The following is a 20081-nucleotide window of genomic DNA, read 5'->3' as shown; positions in this document are numbered from 1 at the left end:
ACGGATGAAAAAATTGCACATTTCGTCAGCTTCTTTAATTTTAGTATTGAATAATATAAACTATTAAATAAAGAAAAACTAAATTAGATGTGCAAAGAGGTTGATATGCAAAAAAACGATTTAGTTATATTAAATAGAATGGATTACAGCAGTGGAATTGCTGTTGGGAATTGGAACGGGTCCACCCCTGGTATTATAAAAGCACTTAGCCCGCACAGACATGATCACTATACTTGTATGTTAATTGAATCTGGGAAACTTGAAGTTGTATTTGATTTTAAGCATTTGACAATGCCTGCAGGGACACTTTTTATCTCTCCTCCCGGACAGATACATCAGATTCTCAGTACTTTTGGTGCAACAGGTTATTATCTGTCTTTTGAAAGCCGTCATATTAATAAATCGGCATACACAAGTTTAGATAATTTGTTAGATGATACCATGCTAATTACTCTCTCAAATCATGAGTATGAGTGGTTTAGAACTATCCTTGATTCAATAATCAAATTACAAGACCTAAATGATAGTGTTTGCAGCCAAGTTGAAGAACCATTGCTTTCAGCTGCCATCGAGCAGGCCATACTATGCTATGAGCGTAGTACATTTATTATTAAGGAAAATTTGAGTCTACGCTCAGTTAGTATCTCAAAGGAATTCAAGAATCTCGTAAAATCTCATTTCCGGACTCTTAAACGCCCGTACGAATACGCAGAAAAGCTTAATATTACTGTTGGACACCTTAGTGACACGGTTAAAAAAGTGACTGGATTATCCGCTTCCGAGTTGATTCAGAAGGAAGTGATGAGCGAAGCACAAAGATTGCTTTATTATACGGAGGTAAGCATCAAGGAAATTTCCTATCATCTGGGATATCAAGACACAAAATATTTCATCAGACTTTTCAGTAAAAAGGCCGGTTTCTCTCCAAGTGAATATCGGAAGAAATACACTAAAAAATTGGACCACATACAAGATCAGTAATATTTTCCTTCTTTTGTCCACCTTTTACCTTAATTTATGAATTGTGCTGCATACTCAAATTGCTCAATTTTGTAAGACAAAAAAATTTACTTCTAAAGAAAATTTAAGTCTTATGACTGCACAAAATTTTTTACAAAGCTCAGTTTGTTCGTTGTCAAAAACTCCAGAGGGAATTGTCGATTCTTTTCTGGCTCATATGAACTCTTTCAACACTGAGACTATGCTCGGTTTCTATGAAGAAGATGCAATCTTTATCAATGACAATGGCGAGCCTCGGAGAGGAAAAATGGAGATCGCAGGAGAATTGGAATACTTCTTTAAATTCGGATTGCCTATGAAAATTACTACAAAGAATATTTATGTGGATGGTAATCTGGCCTCTCTAATCTTGGACTGGAGTATCACGGGTGTTGCGAATAACGGTGAAAAAGTATGTGTGCGAGGAACATCTAATGATTATGCAAGAAGAGGAATCGACGGATATTGGAGATATTGGTTTGAGAATCCCTTTGGTGTTAAGGTGCGCAGTTTATTTTAATCAACTTTATAATATCAAATAAATCAAATATGAAAATTTTAGTAATAGGTGGAACAGGTCTTACAGGAAGACTCGTAACGAAAAAATTAGAAAAACTTGGTCATGAGGTAGTTATTGGTTCACCGTCCCAAGGTGTAAATATACTCACTGGTGAAGGGCTAAAGGAAGCATTGTACGGAACCGAAATAGTAATAGATCTGTCAAACTCATCTTCCCCAGATGAAGAAAATGCACTTCGATTTTTTGAAACTGCAGGAAAAAATCTTGTCAAAGCAGAATTGAATACTACTGTAAAGCATCATATCGTCCTATCGATTGTAGGAACAGATGATGCATTGGAAATTGGTTATCTGAGGGCAAAGAAACTTCAGGAGGACACCATTAAAAACTCCGGAATACCTTATACGATAATTAGGTCAACACAATTTCATCAGCATGTGGAAGCAATCATACAGGTGCAGGGAGAAGGGGATGAGGTTTTTGTTTCTGATCTGGACTATCAGCCTATCGCTCTTGAAGATGTTGCTGATTTCATCGTACAATTTTCCTTGGAAGCACCTAAAAATGGCACTATTGAAATTGCGGGACCAAGACGTGGAAAAATGAAGGATTTTGTGTCTAAATACATTGAAATTACAGGTCAGGATAAAAAAGTGATCTCAGACAATGAAAATAAGTATATGCATTTTGTTGTTCCTCCTTCACTACTTGTTCCGGCTGGTCAATTCAGTCCTGGTACAATCCTTTTTGAGGATTGGGCGCTTGCTACAATGAAAGGTTAGCCTTCTTAAGTACTTACTAATTTCTTCGAATAATTCTATAAATAAAATGCAGGCATAAAGTGATCTGCATTTTATTTATATTATGTGTTAGCTAAACTTTAGTGAAAACATGCTCTTAAGAAACTTTTAAGTGTATAAAAAAAGTTGTGTTAAGCCAAAGTAAAAGTTTTGCCTTTAAAATGCAGAAAATCGTTTAATTACAAGTTATAAATTTATTTCTCTTTACAAAGACGGCTCAAAGTTTACTTAAGATGCAATGAGGGCTGTGGAAGTCTCTATAAAAATGAAGGGTTAGTTTTAAAAATATTATTGTAACTTTAGAAAGGCTAATGGCATTGTTGACAATGTTTTGCAGCACTATGCCATATTTCATATCCAAAGCTTTTGTCAATTCGTTTAAGTCGGTATAGTTGTTATTTATTGTCTCTCTGATGCTGATCTAACTTACTTAGAGATTCCGCAACTTTTTGGACATGGTCTAATTCCCATAACCTGTATATTTAATTAATGTACACATTGTCATCCACTCATATTTAATTTCAATTACAAATCAAAATTAAGCATCTCAATTGTAGAATGATATAAGTATGTTATTACCATTGTTTATCCTGATTGTTTATCCTTTAAATAATTATCATCGCATCCTTTGCCTTGGTAGACCAATCTCCTGTTCCTGCGGATAAGGTTTTCTTTGCGTCATACTCACATCTTCCTGCAATAGCCTTGCTGTCTCCAATGATCGATATTGATCCATTGAATATCTGGGATCCGGAATGAACGGCATTTTAGCCATTTTGTGAATGGTGATTGTGGGGAAATGGAAATCAACTTCGACCGTTCCCAACAAGAGATAACAGCCGCCGCCCTGAAAAGGATATTCTTCCAGGCAATTCGGAAAATGGGCCGTATCAAAATACTCACCTCCCGCGTCGATCCAGGTCCCGAAAAACATAGTCCCCCGTTTAGTAGGAACATGCTTTCTGGAAATCAGATAGGCCAACATCTTCACCTGTTTTTTGTGGAATTTTGTGAGGTCTTTGGCCATAATGGTTCCCCTATATCTGGTCTGTAACAGATCAAATGGACTGAACGATACGGGAAAGCCAAGGATCTCTATTTCGTCGAAGGCATCTTCAAACGGATCCCTTTGTATGTTAGGCAGCTGATATTCTTTTTTGGGTTCTTCAAGTAAAGTCAGCTGCCTATTGTCAGGTCTGTTTCCTGCCATCAGAAACCTGGCCTCTATGAGCAGTTCATGTTTTTGTTTTCCGGTAAAACGGAAAGCTCCGATGAATATCAGGATCTGCATTGTTTCAATACCGATGGGGATCCTTTTTACAAAATTTTCCAATGAAGTATAATCACCGTTATTTTTCTTTTCTTCAGGGATCATCTGTGCGATCCTTCCTTCCAGTTTTTCAATATGCATCAATCCCAGATAAACGTCGGTCCCATAGACCGTGGTCTGTAATTCACTAAGGTTGACACAAGGGTTTTTGATAGTTGCACCTGACATCCTGGCCTCATGGACATACACCTCTGTCCTGTAGAATCCGCCACCGTTATTGATGGCACAGACCATAAACTCAATGGGGTAGTATACTTTCAGGTATAAACTCTGATAGCTTTCCACAGCGTATGAGGCCGAGTGCGCCTTGCAAAATGAATAGCCTGCGAACGATTCGATCTGCCTGTAGACTTCTTTGGACAATTGTTCCGGATGCCCCAATTCCTTACACGATTCAAAGAAATGGTCCTTCACTTTTTGAAGAGCCGACAGAGAACGACCTTTACCGCTCATTGCTCTTCTGAGAACATCACCATCAGGGGCGGACAAACCACCGAAGTGCAAGGCAATTTTGATGACGTCTTCCTGATAGACCATGATACCATAAGTTTCCCCCAGTTCTTTTTCAAAGACCTCGTGGAAATACTCGAACTTATCAGGATTATTGTGCCTGAAGATATATTCCCGCATCATGCCGCTCTGTGCCACACCCGGACGGATAATAGAGGAGGCTGCGACAAGAACCTTATAGTTCTCGCATTTCAGTCTTCTCAATAATCCGCGCATGGCCGGGCTCTCGATGTAAAAGCATCCTATAGTTTTGCCGATGCTCAGGAATTCATTGCACCTGGCCTCATTTTTCGACAGGGTAGTGTCCCTGATATCTACTGTGATGCCTCTTTTTTCCTTAATGAGGTCGACCGTATCTTTGATCGTTCCCAGACCTCTCTGGGATAAGATGTCAAATTTTTCCAAACCGATGGCCTCCGCCGTATGCATGTCAAACTGCACGATGGGAAAGCCTTTGGGCGGCATTTCCAATGCAGAATAATTGGTGATAGGTTCCTCTGAGATCAGGATTCCGCAGGAATGCATGCTTCTCTGATTAGGATATTTCTCCAGCATTTTCCCGTAATGATGCACCAATCTGAATACAGAGTTATCATCATGTTGATCCATTGGTCTTCCTGCCAGAATATCCAATTCCTCCTTTGGTAGTCCGAATGCCTTTCCAACCTCCCTGAATATAGATTTGTATTTGAATTCTACATTAGTACCACAGAAGGCCACATGGTCTTTGCCGTATCTTTGGAAGATATACTCAAGGATGGTATCCCGGGTCTGCCAGCTCCAGTCTATGTCAAAGTCGGGTGGAGTCTTCCGGTTAAGATTCAGGAACCTTTCAAAATAGAGATCCAGTTCCAAAGGGCATATGTCCGTAATTCCAATACAGTAACTGACAATGGAATTGGCACCACTTCCACGCCCGACGTGCATAAATCCCATCCGGTTGCTGTATTGGATGATGTCCCAGGTAATCAGAAAATACCCGCAGAAATTCAATTGATCAATAACGCCCAATTCTTTTTCAACCCTTGCCTTGGCATCAGCATCACCGTCAGGATATCTTCTTTCAAGACCTTCATAAGCTAATTCTTTCAACAGCTTAAAATCATTTTCCCTGCTGTCTGTAAAATGCTTCTTATTCTTAGGCGTGGAAAAGTCAAAATCAAAACTGCAGCTGTTGACCAGATATTTTGTGTTCTCAATGATCTGGGGATAAAGTTTATAAGCACTTAAAAGCTTTTTCTTATCAACAAATATCTCGGTATTTTGACAATGGTCATTGTCTGAGAGCTTGCTGATCAAAGTGTTTCCATCGATCGCCCTTAAGATCTTGTGCAGCTCATATTCCTCAGTCCCATTAAAGGTTACCGGATGGAGAATGACCATCTTGTCAATCAATTTTTTCAGCTCAGGTCTTACCAAGAGGTTCAATTCATTCTCTCTTATACCGATGAACTCATGTTCCAATAAACACTCAGGAATATTCTCCAAAGGATAGATGACAAAAGTATTTTCAAGGGAAGGATTCGTTTTAGGGATCTCAATTCCTTCACAGTTATGATCTGTCAAAAGCCGGTTCGTCTCCGCAATACCTTTAGCATTTTTAGCGAGACAAATGTAATATTGTTCATTTTCAACACGGACATCAACTCCTACAATTGGCTTGATATGATTCTCCTCACAGAGCTTATAAAAATCATAGATCCCGGTCACCGTATTGATGTCTGTCAAGGCCAGTGTTCTGATATTCAGATCCACAGCCTTCCGTACCAGATCCTCAATGGAAATGGTGCCGTAACGAAGGCTGTGATAAGAATGGCAATTGAGAAACATAGCAGATGGTATATTTTGATTTATTTTAAAAACCCTGATGCCCTTCCGACGCTGGAAGTCCCGAATCTGTTCTTGATCCTGTCCATGGTCTGATAAAGGGAGATCAATTCTTCGGTATCTTCGAAAAGATCCATCTGATGACTCCCGTGCACAAGACCGGTGAAGCGGATGCCTATCAGACGGATCCGCATTCTACGGGTGTACACTTTATGAAACAATTCAAGAACAGCCCTGAGCAGAGTATGGTCGGCAGAAGTGTATGGAACTTTGCACTGTTTGGTCTCTGTATCGAAGTTGGAATACCTGATCTTGACGGTGACGGTAGAGGTCAACCATTTTTCCTGCCTTAGCTGATAGGCCAGCTTTTCGACCATTCCCGACAAAATGCTTCTGATCTGATGAACATCGATCGTATCCTCAGAAAATGTATCTTCAGTGGATATTGATTTCCTTTCAGAATAGGGCACTACGGGTGTATCATCGATGCCATGGGCTTTTTTCCAAAGTACCGTCCCATTTTTTCCGATCAGTTGATGAAGGACCTCTACAGGCATTTCAGATAGGGTTTGTATCGTCTTAACGCCTAGCCTGGAGAACAGATTGAAGGTCTCTGTGCCGACCATCGGGATCTTTTTGATGGATAGGGGATTTAAAAAATTCTGGATATGGGGAGCCCTGACTTCAAGTCTGCCTGTCGGTTTTGATTCACAGGTCCCGATCTTGGATACCGTCTTATTGGTGGAAAGGGCAAAGCTGATCGGCAGACCTGTATTTTTTTGAACAGCATCCGCTATCTCATTGGTCCATTGAAAGCATCCGAAGAACTGGTCCATTCCTGAGAGATCAAGATAAAATTCATCGATGCTCGCTTTCTCCAGCACCGGTACTTTTTCCTGAATGACCTCGGTCACCAGATGCGACATATTGGAATAATATTCCATATCTCCTTTGATGACCTTTGCCTCAGGGCATAGCCTCAATGCCATTTTTATCGGCATCGCCGAACGAACTCCAAACTTACGAACCTCATAGGAGCATGATGCCACCACACCACGGTCTCCACCGCCTATGATCACAGGCTGTTTCTCCAGGACGGAGTTTTTCAGCCGCTCACAGGAGACAAAGAATGTGTCCAGGTCCATATGTGCAATTGCTCTTTCCATTGTACAAACTTAGTTGCATTTTGAAACAAATTTTGTATTTTTGTTGTCTAAAATTGTAACAATGTCAAAATTCTCTGATAACATCACGTTTTTGAGAGGGAAGAAAAATATGACCCAGCAAGAGCTGGCAGATTTGTTAATTCTTACCCGATCCAGATATGTTGCGTATGAATATGGAAGATCAGAACCTCCGAATGAAATATTGATTAGAATTTCAAAATTCTATAACATCAGCATTGACCTTTTGTTGACTGTAGATGTTAGAAAGTTTTCGGTCGATGAGATTATGGAACTTCCAGATAATAGAATCGTTCTTCCTATCAGGGTAGATCAGGATGGAAACGATCAGATCGAGATCATTCCACAAAAAGCTTCTATGGGCTACTTGAACGGCTATGGAGATCCGGAATACATAGAAAGTCTGGAGACCATATCCTTACCCTTCTTAAAAGGAGGTAAGTTCAGAGCATTTCCAGCTGACGGCGACTCTATGCCGCCCTATAAAAATGGAACCTACATTGTAGGAAAATATGTTGAAAATCTTTCGGATTTGAAAACAGACAGAACTTATGTTTTCATCACAACCAATGATGGTATCAGTTACAAAAGGTTTCAGTTTCACGAAGCAGATGGTATTTGGGTTAAAGCTGACAATCAATTTTATGAGCCTTATAAAATTCCATTGCCTGAAATTAAAGAAATCTGGGAGTTTGCATGCAGTATTAACACAAAAGAATACGAACCAGATGAATTTTCAGAACATCATATTCACAATTTCATTACAGAGATTAAAACAGATATAAAGCAGATCAAAGAAAAAATTGGAGATAAGAATTGAACTTATTTTGAATAACTTATTTAAAACTTCGTTAGTCCGAATTTTCCTGAGGAGACGTAAGAAAACTTTCTGGTAGAGAGTTTTTTAAATACATAAATAAAAACTAATTGTAGATTATGCATCAGTTAAGTTTATTTGAAGCAGAAGAATTTTATGAATTTCCAAAAGACCTTTTGGAATACAAAGAAAATTTTCTGAGTAGGGAAGAGGCTGATCTTTTGAAAGATATGCTGCTTAACTCTGCACCTTGGGAGCAGCGTACTCAGAAAATGTATGACAAAATGGTGCTGACTCCACGTCTTACTGCGTGGTATGGTGATTCAAAATATAATGAATCAGCTGATAATAATATTATTAAACGTAATGAATGGACTCCACAACTGTATGCTTTAAAAGAAAGGATTGAAAAAGAGTTTGGGTATCATTTTAATGGTGTTCTATTAAATCTTTATCGGGATAACAATGATTCCGTAGCATGGCATCGAGACAAAGAAAGCAGATATGGAAAAAGACCTGTCATTGCATCTATCAGTTTAGGGCAAACGCGAAACTTTGATTTCAGAAAGATGGACCATCACCAAAGCAAATACAGCCTGCCACTTCCTCACGGCTCTTTATTAATTATGAAAGGTGACCTTCAGGAGCATTGGGAACATAGAATTGCCAAATCAACTATTCCGATGAAAGAGAGAATTAATCTGACATTTCGATTGGTTAATAGTATTTAATATGGTTCATCGCCTTTTAAAAATCACTTACTCTAACTGAATTTATTTAATTGGAAACTCTGGTCTTCTCATTTTGTATTTTGTTCCGTTGAGAGATTCTAAAAATGATATGAGCGCAGACTTTTCGTCTTTAGTTAATTTTAATGGTTGCATCATAGAATCGGTAACCGGATAATTTGGGTCTTTCTGCTTTTGTTCTGGTTTCGGATCTATCATATGCATTCCGCTGTTGTAAACATTCACAATACCTTCCAAATCATCAAACAAACCATTGTGCATCCAAGGTCTCGTAAGATTAAGGTCTCTCAATTGCGGCGTTCTGAATTTGCCGACATCTTCAGGTTTTTTGGTAACATTGTAAAGTCCCAAATCTTCGTATTCTCTTTTGTAGTAAGTTAAACCGATGTTGTGGAAAGATTCGTCAGTTAGGTTTTGTCCATTATGACAATTCATACAACGGGCTTTTGTACGGAAAATATGCATTCCATAGATTTCTTTATCAGATAGCGCATTGTATTTTCCATCAATGAACTGATCAAATCGGCTCGGTTGGCTTTTTATCGTTTTCTGGAATTCGGCTAATGCTTTTACAATTCTATCATAAGTTATTTTTTCATCGCCATAAGCATTTTGGAAATAAACTTTGTAACCTTTTATTTTTTGTAATTTTTTAGGAAGAATTTTTACATCCATTGCCATCTCGTGGTGTGCTCCCAATGGTCCGGAAGCTTGTTCTTCTAAAGACTGAGCTCGACCGTCCCAGAAAAAAGATTTTCTGTCGGCAATATTGTAGAGAGAAATTGTATTTCGGTTTCCCATAAGATGATCGTTGCCCAATGCGACACGTCTTTTGTCTGTCCATCCCATCTCCGGATCGTGGCAGGAACTGCAGGATATTTGGTCGGATTTGGATAATTTGGGATCAAAAAATAACATTTTTCCAAGAATAACTTCAGGTCTGTCTTGCTTAACAAAATAGAGTGAATCTCTTTTGATGGATGAAAATTCTTTCCAAGAAACACCGTAATTGATATTCGGCTTTGGCCATTCGGTAATAGCTTTTTTGTAGCTTTTTACAATTTCTTCGATAGTAGGATCAGGATTATCCATCAGATCTTGTCCGACTTTTGGAGTAAAACTGAATAAAATGAAAATAAAAATGCCAAAAATTGCAAGAAAAACCTTCTTCATTATTTAAAATGTTATGCCTAAACTTAAAGCTCCAAAATTATTGTTTTTTTCTTTAATAGTCATTGTTATCCATTGTCCGCTTATAAAGAATGAAGGAAGTTTATGAATCGTAAAATCATAGCGAATGATTGCTCCCATTGTGAAAACATCACTTGTAAGTATAGAATAATCCTGATTAATCCAATCGATAAGAGCAGGTCTCAAATTGGTGTCTAAGGCATTAATCGCTTTATTGATATTACGATATGAGTAACTAGGTTTGAAGCTTAAGACTTGATTTTTTTTGATTTCTACTTTTAAATCCACATCTAATCCCAAAGTGTAAGCATCGTATTTTTGTCCGGAAAAAGGATAAATTCTACGTTCTGTGATTTCCTGATAAAGGAAAAATGGAACTGCAGTGAAAATATATTTTTCCTGCGTTAGTTGATAGAAAGCTTTGAAGCTTGTAGTGTACTGTTCTTTTTTGTAAGCTTTTCTTTTAAAAATCAATTCTCTATTGTCTGAATTGCTGGTGTAACCATATTCTTTTCCGGTTCGGATGGTGGAATTATAATTAAAGATCAAACCAATCCGATTGTTTTTCAAAGAGAAAAATTTTGCTGCTTCGATTTGAGATATTTTGTTTTCCAAGTCACTTGTGTCATAATAACGGTTTCCAACTCTTGGCTCAATTCCTTTGATGTTGTTTGAACTTGATAGAACCCCTGTAATATAGAAATCTTTCCAATCTTTGCTGGAGATTTGTCCACCAATTTTATATCCTAATTCTTCGTATTGAGTCTTAGAATCATTGTTGAAAAGATAGTTGGTGTAGCCAAATCCTACGGATTGATAAATAATTGGATAACTGACTTCGTTCACAAAATTGACTGAGCCATTTTGAGTATATTTATTAAATTCACCAAATACTCCAATTTCATAATCTTGATAAACTTTATAATTAATTCCGGCAGAGATTATCAAATCAGAAGTGGTGTTTTTAACCCGAGGATCTCGCGATCTGTAAGCCATCTGCGCATCGTAACTTCCGAAAAGTCCAAAAGAAAACCGATTCATTTTCTTGGCATAACCTCCTGCGAAATGATAAGTTTCAAGATTCAAATTACCGCCAACGGAATCTTGTGTTACATAAGGCGCAATTCTTTCAAAGTCCAAATTCTCATTATAACTGAGATTTTTTTTCGTCATATTACTGTAGCCTGCGTTTCCCCAAACTGCACTATTTGATTTTAATTTTTTGAATGAATTGGTTTTAAGGCTCAATCCAGTGTCTCCAGAACCTAACTGTCTTAGGTAAGTTTTTTGATTGTCAGATTGATAATTGAGACTAAACTCTGACATCGAAGAAGAACTATAATCCGACATACTTGCCGGATTATAGTAAAAGTTTTGGATTTGTATTCTTTCCTCGTTGTATTGGTTGTTGATTTTTGTAAGCAGGCGTAAACTATCCTGTCCGAAAACAAAACTGAATCCGATACAAATAAAAAATACGATGACAAATTTTGATTGATTCATTATTAAAATGATAATTTCAAAATGTTATTTAACAATACCGTTTTTCAGACTTGGTTCAGAGTTACGAACAAAATCTGCTGTTGAGTTATTGGTGTCTTTGTAAAGGTTTTTACCATTGGACATTGTTCCTAATACTTTTCTTCTAACAGTTTTTCCATTATATCCAGGAGATGCTGTTGTCCATCCTGCATCAATTGATGGTGCTGTAAGGATTTGAAGGAAGTCATCGTCACGACTCGTGTTAAGGGCATCTACAATCCAGGTATTTGGGATTTTGTAAACACTCTTATTGGTTACGCCTCCAGCTGAATTTGTATAAGAATAATCATATTTGTTTTCAGCCAAGAATGTATCAGCAGTTTGTCCCTCAGGAAGTCTAGCCAATGCGTATCCTTGCTGACTTGTTGTGTAAAGGAAAATCATATTATAAGTCATCTGAGTATAAGCGATGTTCATATTCGGCACACTTGGATTATCAACCTGTCCTAAACTTGGGTTGGTAGAAGGGAATTCAAAATCCGCTTTTGTCAGATCAAAACCGTTAGAAGTGGTGTGATTAATCGCATTATCAGCAATAACGATGAAACTTCCTGGTTGGACTGGATGTTCTTTTCCTGTTCCCGGAACAATCATAACTGCACTAATAGGAAAAGCCTGATCCACAATGTAAGGAGTAACTGTTCTTGCAACTGTAGTGAAAAATTCTGAAGTGGCAATCATTAAACGGTCTGCATAAAGAACTTCATCCGTATTATTAGTGATTTTAAAATAGCGGGAATTATTATAGTTTTTACCTTCATTTGTTTTTACACCTGCAAAGAAAACTTCTTCTATGATGAAATCATTGTTGAATTGTTTAATCACTAATGGTAAAGATAAATTAACTACGCCACTGTTGATATCCTGCTCTGCAGAAGCTCCCACTTGTACTTCTTCATTATCTTTTGTGATAACGGTTCCGTTTGCTGAGATTTTGTAAGATCCATAAGGCAATTCAAAAGAATATGCACTTACATTCTCCAATGTTTTTTTTGTAATTGCTCCAGTATTTGTTTCAAGAATTTCTATGTCAAGAGTTTTGTAAGTCGCAATATTGTCACCTTTTAAAGTTACAGTAAGAACACTTTTCTGTGAAACTTCTGTCCCAAAATCATCATCATCTTTAGAACAAGAAACAATGACTGCTGAAGAAGCGAGTATGGCCATAAAACCGATTGCTAAAAATCTTTTTTTCATAATATATTTATTTTAAAAATTATAATTAAGTTCCATTCCGAAATAAGGGTTGTTACCAGCTTGTCTTTCAATTTTATTCCCTAAAAAATAATAGGGATGCTCGTAGCTGAATAACCTGTTGACAAACATCGATGTTTTAAGGTTTTTGTAAATAATTTTGGTGACTTTGAAATTAGCTCGGATCACATAAGTTTCCCTTCTGGGCCTATCATCGGATGTAACAGATCGTACCAGCCAGCGTCTATAAGTGTCTGTTCTATCTGCATCTGTAAAAGTATGGGTAACACCATCCAGATCCACATAAGAAATAGGTTGCGGAATTCTTTGATCGTATTTTTGGTAATTATAGAGAGAACCTTGTATAGACGCAGAAACGATTAATCCTAAGCTGGGAATGAAAGTGTCTAGCATCAGATTATAATTCAGATTCTCATTAACATAACCGAGGTCATTTTTATAAATTCCATAGTATTGATAGTTACTTCCTGCCAAAGAAATTGAAGGACGTTCCAAGACAGGAACAGTATTTCTGTATTGTGTCCTGAACCAAGCTCCTGTGAGCGTGAATTTGGTATTAATACCTTTAATTCTTGGAGATGTATAGCCAAATTCAACCCCGTCTTTTAAAGTGGCACTTCCGTTTTCTGTAATAGAGTAATTTCCAAATTCGCGTACAGTCTCATAAGGTACATTAGTCAAATCAGGACCATTTTCTCCCCATTGTGACAAGTCGATGTAATTGGAATCGTATTTTTTGTACGATATAATCTGAGTTTGTAATGTGCTTCTAAAACCGTTTTTAAGATTTTCATTAAAATAAGTAATAAAGAATTCATGATTTCTGTAACTCAAATCCAAACGTATCTCCTTCTTAATATTTTTAGCTGCCGTCAAATTTTTGTTTTCAAGATTCTGAACAAAAGTCATAAAATTGACATAACGGTAATTCTCATCATCGTGATAATAATTCAGTTGTGCATAATCTGTAAATCTTTGGTTAGGATATAACATTAGCAGAGTCGGTTGTTTATACAAAATCCCGTAGCCGAGAGTCACATCTGTCTTCAGCGGATAATTTCCAACCATTACAATTGGAAGGTTGTACTGGAAATTGACTCTTGGTTCTGCAAATGTTTTTTTACTGATGGCATAGGAATGATCAATACCTAAAAGCTTGGAGACACGCAAACCTGTATATAAAGAAAATTTGTGTTGATTCAGATTGTAAGACATTTGATTACCAGCAAAAACGGCCAAGTTCTTCCAGGCAGGGATATCTTTGAAAGCTCTAGGCCTTGCTCCAATAGTAGCAGAAGGTGGCGTTTCTAAATCCCACTGTTGTCCATCCCCATTGTTTTTAGAGTACTTCCAATCAAAACCTGCTTCATATTGATTATTAAATTTGCCAACTTTTCTCGAGCCTGTTGTTTGTAGGAATAATGATAAATCCAAAGGCTTTCCGTCTGTTGATGATTCTGCAATATATCTTGTGTTGGGATATATGCCCACATTTTCTCCAGCAGTTGTTGCTAATGATAAAGCTCTTGGACCTGATAATTGAACCAATTTAACCTGTTCAATTTTTTCGATTCCTTGTCGGATCGCTGTGTTTACAACAATCTTATTAAAGAAAGATTTTGAATCAAGATTGTAGGTGAAATTATTAGTAAAACTGATTCTTTGATTCGAGTTTTTATAAGAGTCGGTTAAGGCGTATCCTGTATCTGGATCGTATTTTATTTTATCAAGATTATTAGAGAAATCGATATTGGATCGCCATTCCAAATCTTTTTGCCAGAGTTTTGTTTTTAGCCTTGATCTTATCGAAGCTGTTATACGCTGGTAATTTTGAAATTCGTCCGTAGGATTTTGTCTGGAATCCAACAAGTCCATATTCACATTCAGATTCCAGTTTTTATTCAGAACAAGACCTTTTCCGACATAATACTGTTTGCTAAAACCATCCGCTTTGAATCTGGCTTCCAGTGGCGAATAACCTATTTTTCTCTCAATTTTAATTAACCCAGAGGTGAGATCGCCATAAGCAGCAGAAGGTATTCCTCGGATAACTTCCACTTTTTCTATGTCGTTGGTAGATATAGTTCGCGTATCGGTTCCAATGCCCGTTGTATTTCTATATTTTGCGGCTTCACCCATCTGTGATTCATCGATTGATGTTTGCAAATTGGCATTAGTATTCCAAACATTGTCATCAATCATAAATTGTACACCAAGAGATGTGGTCGTGTATGAAGAAGGACCTCCGGTATTTTCACGCAACAAAACTCTATTTGCGGTACTTAAGTTTGGGTCTCGTGCCAATCCTCCGGGAAGAAGTTCCATTAGGTCTGCAAAACTGGATGGTTGCAGGTGCTGCATCGCTTGCCTGTCAATAACGGACTTGCTGGTAAGGCCTTTTCCTTCTTTTGCTGTTATTACAACTTCCTCAATTTTAACTTCTTTTTTTAAAGACACAATGTAAGTCTGTTGATTCTCTACGTGGAGATGGAATTCCTTTTCGTCAAAACGTTCGTGAGAGATGAGTAGGATGTGCTTTCCTTTTGACAATAGGATTGTTGCATTTCCGTCCGAATTTGTAGGGATCTCTTTTCCTTGATCTTTTATGACAGCATCAGATAGCGGTTTCTGCAAATCATCAAAAACCTGAATTGTGATAGGCAGTTTATCGGATTGTGCTTTAATACTAATAAAAGCAAAACTGAAAAAGAAAAAATAAAAATACTTGAACACTCCGGTTATTTTAAAAAGTGGACTGCAAAAGTATAGATTTGATTAAAAGAATCAAATTTTATTTAGACTTATTTAAAATAACGAATATGATTTTTGTTGGCTCTAAGGTTTTATTTCTGTGAAATTAAATCAGTATGTGATAACCGATGAAAGAAAAAATTAATCTGATATTCCGATTATTTAATATATCCTAAGTTTTGTTGAAAAAAAAAAGACTGCATAGCAGTCTTCCTTCAGAAATTCAATATGTAAAAACAATAAAATTCTAATCGATATTTCTTTAAATTTTAAATTAACTTTTAATAATAATATTAACTGGCTACATTTTTAATATCAGACATTTCGCTGCTGATATCAGTAATCTTAAGTGAGGCTACAATTCTCTCAGCTGCAGTATCACAAAAGTCCAATCCCGAATAGTCGGGGTTAAGTCCGCCTATAAAAGGCACCGCCATTATATAAAGACTATCGATAATCTGACCATAAGGATTTAAAGCCTGGAAAAAATCGTTGATTTTCAATCCGGGTAATTTCAGATAATAGTTATTATTGTATCCTTGGTAAACTTGTGCTTCGCCTTCTTTGATTAATTCTAATGCCTTCTGATTATCCCTGAAATCAAGATACGCTGAAGTAATTAATTCAGTCTGCTTCAATCCTTCGAAAGGAAAGTCATTAAGGTTAAAGGACTGTTGCCCTATAGCATCAACAAACATAGGATAATGTTCTTCCCTTTGCTCGTTATCAACTGAGGTATAATGGTAAACTGCTCCCGAATTAGCGTTAGGAACTACCTGACTTTCTTTATCCACCTGAACCAGATCCAGCAAACCTGCTTCATATAACGATATCAGTTCTTTATATGATGCCTGTGGCAATGAGGCAATAATGACAGAGATAAGTGGCATCATTGTTTTTCTCAAACGAAGCATATCCTCTGCTGAAAAATGTTTAGCAGGATAATTCATAGCGTAGCTAAAGGCTGCCAGAGTTTCTTTCCAGCTGATTGATTCTCTGCGTTTAATGGATTTTTCTGCCTCCCTGTATTCTGCTTTGATGAGATCAAAACTGTCAAGTTCTTTTCGAAGTTTCATCATTTCTTCTACAAAAGTTTCCATATCCATAGCCTTAATCCTCTCGTAGAATTCAGGGTCTTTAGCTTTCAGCGGCTGTTTAAAATTAAGATCAAAAACATAATCCAGATCCACAAATCCAGCATTGTTACTTTTGTATTCGTAAATATCCTGCAGTGACATCACCCATGAACTCGAATACGCTTCACCATCTGAATGAAAACGCAGGGCGGGCAAAAATCCGCCTGTTGAAAATAAAGTGATTTTAAACTGATCAGACTCCGGATTAAGATGGTAGATCAGCCTGCCATCCTGATCAGCCTCATAAGTTCCATTAAGACGGGCTAGTGTCTTAACAGCATCAACAGCCGTTAGGGAAGTGCCTCTTATGGCAACCGGACCATTAAATGGTGACGTGAACTTGGAAGGCGGGTATGGAGAGTCATACCATCCACTGACAGCATCTTCATAAGTTTTAGGCCAGTGATGTCCCGTGCATAAGACTATAATATCGGCTGAAAAGCATTTCTCGTTTTCAGTTATAATCTTATAAGATTGATCGGCAGTTGATTCAATATCAATGACTCTGCAATTGGTTTTGAAGACCACTTCAATATTTTTCTTTCTTAGAGTTTTAATATAATAGTCGAAAAGATATTCCATATAATTTCCCAGGAGAAGTCTTGGAATTACTTGGTTAGGTTTGAAGCTGCCTTTGTCAAAGTAATCAGGATGCTCATTGGTTGGATGCTTGGTGATATAATCTTCAAAACTTATCGCAAAGCTGGGTAGTTCAGCAGCAGAAACATTAGCAACATGTTCGTTGTTCGAGCCGCCTCTGCCATAAGGCATGCCTACACCGAGGCGTTCATTCTTTTCAAATATGAGTACTCCAGAAACCGGGCTATGATTCTCAGAAAGATGTTTCATCATCATTAGTGCAGCAGGTCCACCGCCAATAAGCGCGATTGTTTTAGGATATATATTTTGCATCTAATTTTATTTCAAAGCAGATATTCAAAATATATTCCACAATTAATTATCATCCAACTCATCTTAGACTTTGTAAAAAATAGGTAGACTTATTTCGGTGTCTAAACTAATGAAATGTATCAGACGTCTTATCAATGATTTAGTGAATTACGGAATAAAACTTAAGAGCCAGGAAATTTAAGATAAAAAGTTGTGCCTGAGTCAACTACACTTTCAAAATCCACACTGCCTCCAAGCTTTTTCATAATATTATCGACAATGGATAATCCGACACCATTTCCGAAAAAAGATTTGGAGTTAGTCATACGGTTAAAAACCTTGAAAACATCGTGCTTTGATTCATAGGGTATGCCAATGCCATTATCCTGGATTTCATAAATAATCCAATCACCTTCAACAGCTGATCTAATGCTTACTTGTGGTGTTTCCTTCTGAGAAGAATATTTTACAGCATTGGTAATAACATTTTGAAAGACTTGCTGAATAAGGCTTTTTTCACCAATAACAGGATAAATTGATCCAATATGGATCTCAACATCTTCATTGTAGGTCAATTTAGAATCGAGACAGACTTTATTGATGATGTCTGCAGGATCGATGCTCTGAAAGTTGTACTCCGAATGTTTAAGGCGGCTCAGTCTCAGAACATTATTCATCATTTCTGACATATTATCGATTTCGTTGAGTACATTATGAATTTTATCAATAGTCGGCTGATCTGTATTATATTTTGCCATCAGCTGCATATTCAGCTTCATCACAGTCAGTGGTGTTGCCAGGTCATGTGATATGGTGTGAGAATAACTGTCTAATTCTTCATTCACTCTTTTAAGCTCTTCATTGAGAAAATTCAGATCCTTGTTGGCTCTCTCTGTTTTATAAAGAAATTCCTGCGCAGTCTGGTCAACAACTTCTTTTATTTTCTGTAGTCTTTGAATATCTTTTTTTCTCCAAGGCCGTGATTTATTAACCACTTCTTCGCAGTAGATTGCAAAGGACTGTCTAGGGGAATAAGTCAGTTTTTCTTCCTTGTAAAAGTTTAGCATGGCAATTTCTTTTTCTGGTCTACCAGCCCAATTGATATGGTCTTTGTATTCACGCCGGAACCATATCATAAGATCTCCCTGAGCTTCATTTAAAAAGCAGGAAGCAATACCACAACAATTTTTATCCAGTCCAAGTTCGGTACTAAATTCATTGTAAAATGAGTGATTAAAGTAAAAGCCTTTGTGAGATTGGGATTGCAACCAATGTGCTATGCTACTAATAAGTTTGTTGTCCGGTGTATCGCCAATGCTTATAATCTGACCATCAATCAGGGCTGCAAAACCATCTGTTTCGGATAACATATGAATAAGGGCTGAATGTTCAAAAATCGAATCTTTGAAATTATTTTTAGACAGCAGTTGAAGCTTAAGTTCAAAGCAGCTCTTACTCAACTGCTTATCATAGCTAAGCGCAAGAGAAGCTTTGTATGAGCTGTATGAATTCGCTGCTATAAATGTGGCTATTTCAGATAATATCCTGCCATCAAGATCAATATGTCGAGCTGTTGAATGATGGCAGGTAACCATACCCCAAAGCTCATTATTAATAATAATTGAAATACTGAAGCTTGAGGCAATCCGACCATTTTTAAGATACTGAAGATGAACCGGGGAGATCGCTCTGATCCCAGATAAACTTAAATCGATGTCAGGTATAGCACTAATAATCGGAACTGGTTGTGACTCGACGTCTGAGATAATACGTTTATAGTTTTTCAAATATAGTTGTCGCGCCTGCTTTGGAATATCGCTTTCAGGATAGTGTACATTGAGAAAACTTTCCAAATCAGTGTTTTTTTCTTCAGCAATAACACGTCCTGTTGCATCGGCATTAAACTTATATATCATTACCCTTTCGTAGCCAGTAATATTTGCGATATCCTTTACAAGTGTATTCCATATCTGGTTGCCATCTTTAGTTGATATGAGATTCTTAACATTTTTAAGAGCTTTCTGTTCAGCATTATCGGCTAAAATAACTTGTTCCAATTCAATATAGAGAAAATGATCATATGTATAAACGACAATATGATATTCTTGGTGATTTAATGTAATACGTCCGCTATTTTTAACCTTATCCGAATGACCTGTGATAGCCTCTCTATATAGCGGGTGCTCAGCAATACTGTTAAAACAATTAATGCTGTTAAGACTTTGATTGATAATATTTGAATTAAAACCAAATATATCTGCTAAGTTTTGGCTGTAAAAAGCGATTGATAAATTTTGTGTATTAATTCCCAGCAGATAACCAAAGTTTTGTATATAGCCAGGTGTATTGATAACAATGTTATGACATTGGGTTAATTCCATTCCTTAAAAACTGCAGGTTTCGAAGCTGGCTAAAAATTTTTAATGCCGCATGGACAGAAGAAAGACCTTATAAGCTACATGCAGAATGCACAGGTATGAAAAGATGATGCCAGAACTATCAACTTTGATATTTGTCCTGCAATTAACAATATGTAGACTATATTAAATCTTTTTCCAATGGCCACCTTTTACTTAAAATTGTGGTACATACTTTAGATGAACTGGTAGATGAATACCT

The 20081-nt window shown here is 37.1% G+C and carries 13 protein-coding genes; 5 read left to right on the top strand and 8 right to left on the bottom strand.

The genetic code is table 11. From position 1 onward, the window contains the following. Positions 1-105 precede the first annotated feature (105 nt). From BUR19_RS09935 to BUR19_RS09925, 3 genes are all read left to right on the top strand, one after another. Positions 106-981: an AraC family transcriptional regulator gene (locus BUR19_RS09935; protein WP_175565892.1), complete on the top strand. Its 876-nt coding sequence runs from the start codon at positions 106-108 to the stop codon at positions 979-981. Between the two features lie 112 nt (positions 982-1093). Further along, complete coding sequence (locus BUR19_RS09930) at positions 1094-1519, top strand: YybH family protein (RefSeq protein ID WP_074235633.1); 426 nt, start codon at positions 1094-1096, stop codon at positions 1517-1519. A gap of 29 nt (positions 1520-1548) precedes the next feature. Then, positions 1549-2301, top strand: coding sequence for an SDR family oxidoreductase (locus tag BUR19_RS09925; RefSeq protein WP_074235175.1), 753 nt, complete (start codon positions 1549-1551; stop codon positions 2299-2301). 634 nt (positions 2302-2935) lie between these two features. On the opposite strand, the gene BUR19_RS09920 is transcribed toward BUR19_RS09925, so the two are convergent. Together BUR19_RS09920 and dinB are read right to left on the bottom strand one after the other, a co-directional pair. Then, positions 2936-5989 carry a DNA polymerase III subunit alpha gene (locus BUR19_RS09920; RefSeq protein WP_074235174.1) on the bottom strand — a complete coding sequence of 1018 codons (3054 nt, stop codon included), beginning with the start codon at positions 5987-5989 and terminating at the stop codon, positions 2936-2938. A gap of 20 nt (positions 5990-6009) precedes the next feature. After that, entirely contained in the window at positions 6010-7152 is a 1143-nt protein-coding gene (dinB, locus tag BUR19_RS09915) for a DNA polymerase IV (protein WP_074235173.1), read from the bottom strand. Positions 7153-7213: 61 nt separating this feature from the next. Between dinB and BUR19_RS09910 the strand changes: the two genes are divergently transcribed. Together BUR19_RS09910 and BUR19_RS09905 are read left to right on the top strand one after the other, a co-directional pair. Beyond that, positions 7214-7990: an XRE family transcriptional regulator gene (locus tag BUR19_RS09910; RefSeq protein WP_074235172.1), complete on the top strand. Its 777-nt coding sequence runs from the start codon at positions 7214-7216 to the stop codon at positions 7988-7990. Positions 7991-8106: 116 nt separating this feature from the next. Continuing rightward, positions 8107-8718 (top strand): alpha-ketoglutarate-dependent dioxygenase AlkB family protein, encoded by a 612-nt coding sequence (locus BUR19_RS09905; protein ID WP_074235171.1) that lies wholly within the window; start codon positions 8107-8109, stop codon positions 8716-8718. Positions 8719-8760: 42 nt separating this feature from the next. Here BUR19_RS09905 and BUR19_RS09900 read toward each other — a convergent pair whose 3' ends face one another. The 6 genes from BUR19_RS09900 to BUR19_RS09875 all read right to left on the bottom strand — a co-directional run bounded on the left by BUR19_RS09900 (position 8761) and on the right by BUR19_RS09875 (position 19843). After that, a complete protein-coding gene (locus BUR19_RS09900) occupies positions 8761-9909 on the bottom strand; it encodes a cytochrome-c peroxidase (protein WP_074235170.1) in 1149 nt (382 codons plus the stop codon). A 3-nt stretch (positions 9910-9912) separates the two neighbouring features. Further along, the gene (locus BUR19_RS09895) at positions 9913-11430 is read right to left on the bottom strand and encodes a DUF6850 family outer membrane beta-barrel protein (protein ID WP_074235169.1); all 1518 of its coding nucleotides are present in this window, start codon (positions 11428-11430) and stop codon (positions 9913-9915) included. 24 nt (positions 11431-11454) lie between these two features. Continuing rightward, on the bottom strand, positions 11455-12666 hold the full coding sequence (locus tag BUR19_RS09890; protein ID WP_074235168.1) for a DUF4876 domain-containing protein: 1212 nt from the start codon (positions 12664-12666) through the stop codon (positions 11455-11457). Between the two features lie 12 nt (positions 12667-12678). Continuing rightward, positions 12679-15417, bottom strand: a complete 2739-nt coding sequence (locus BUR19_RS09885) for a TonB-dependent receptor plug domain-containing protein (RefSeq protein ID WP_074235167.1) — start codon at positions 15415-15417, stop codon at positions 12679-12681. A 311-nt stretch (positions 15418-15728) separates the two neighbouring features. Further along, on the bottom strand, positions 15729-17483 hold the full coding sequence (locus BUR19_RS09880; RefSeq protein ID WP_074235166.1) for an FAD/NAD(P)-binding protein: 1755 nt from the start codon (positions 17481-17483) through the stop codon (positions 15729-15731). Positions 17484-17644: 161 nt separating this feature from the next. Next, a complete protein-coding gene (locus BUR19_RS09875; RefSeq protein WP_074235165.1) occupies positions 17645-19843 on the bottom strand; it encodes an ATP-binding protein in 2199 nt (732 codons plus the stop codon). Positions 19844-20081 lie beyond the last annotated feature (238 nt).

This window comes from Epilithonimonas zeae (assembly GCF_900141765.1).
GTDB classification, from domain to species: domain Bacteria; phylum Bacteroidota; class Bacteroidia; order Flavobacteriales; family Weeksellaceae; genus Epilithonimonas; species Epilithonimonas zeae.
This window is presented reverse-complemented; position numbering and strand designations above follow the sequence as displayed.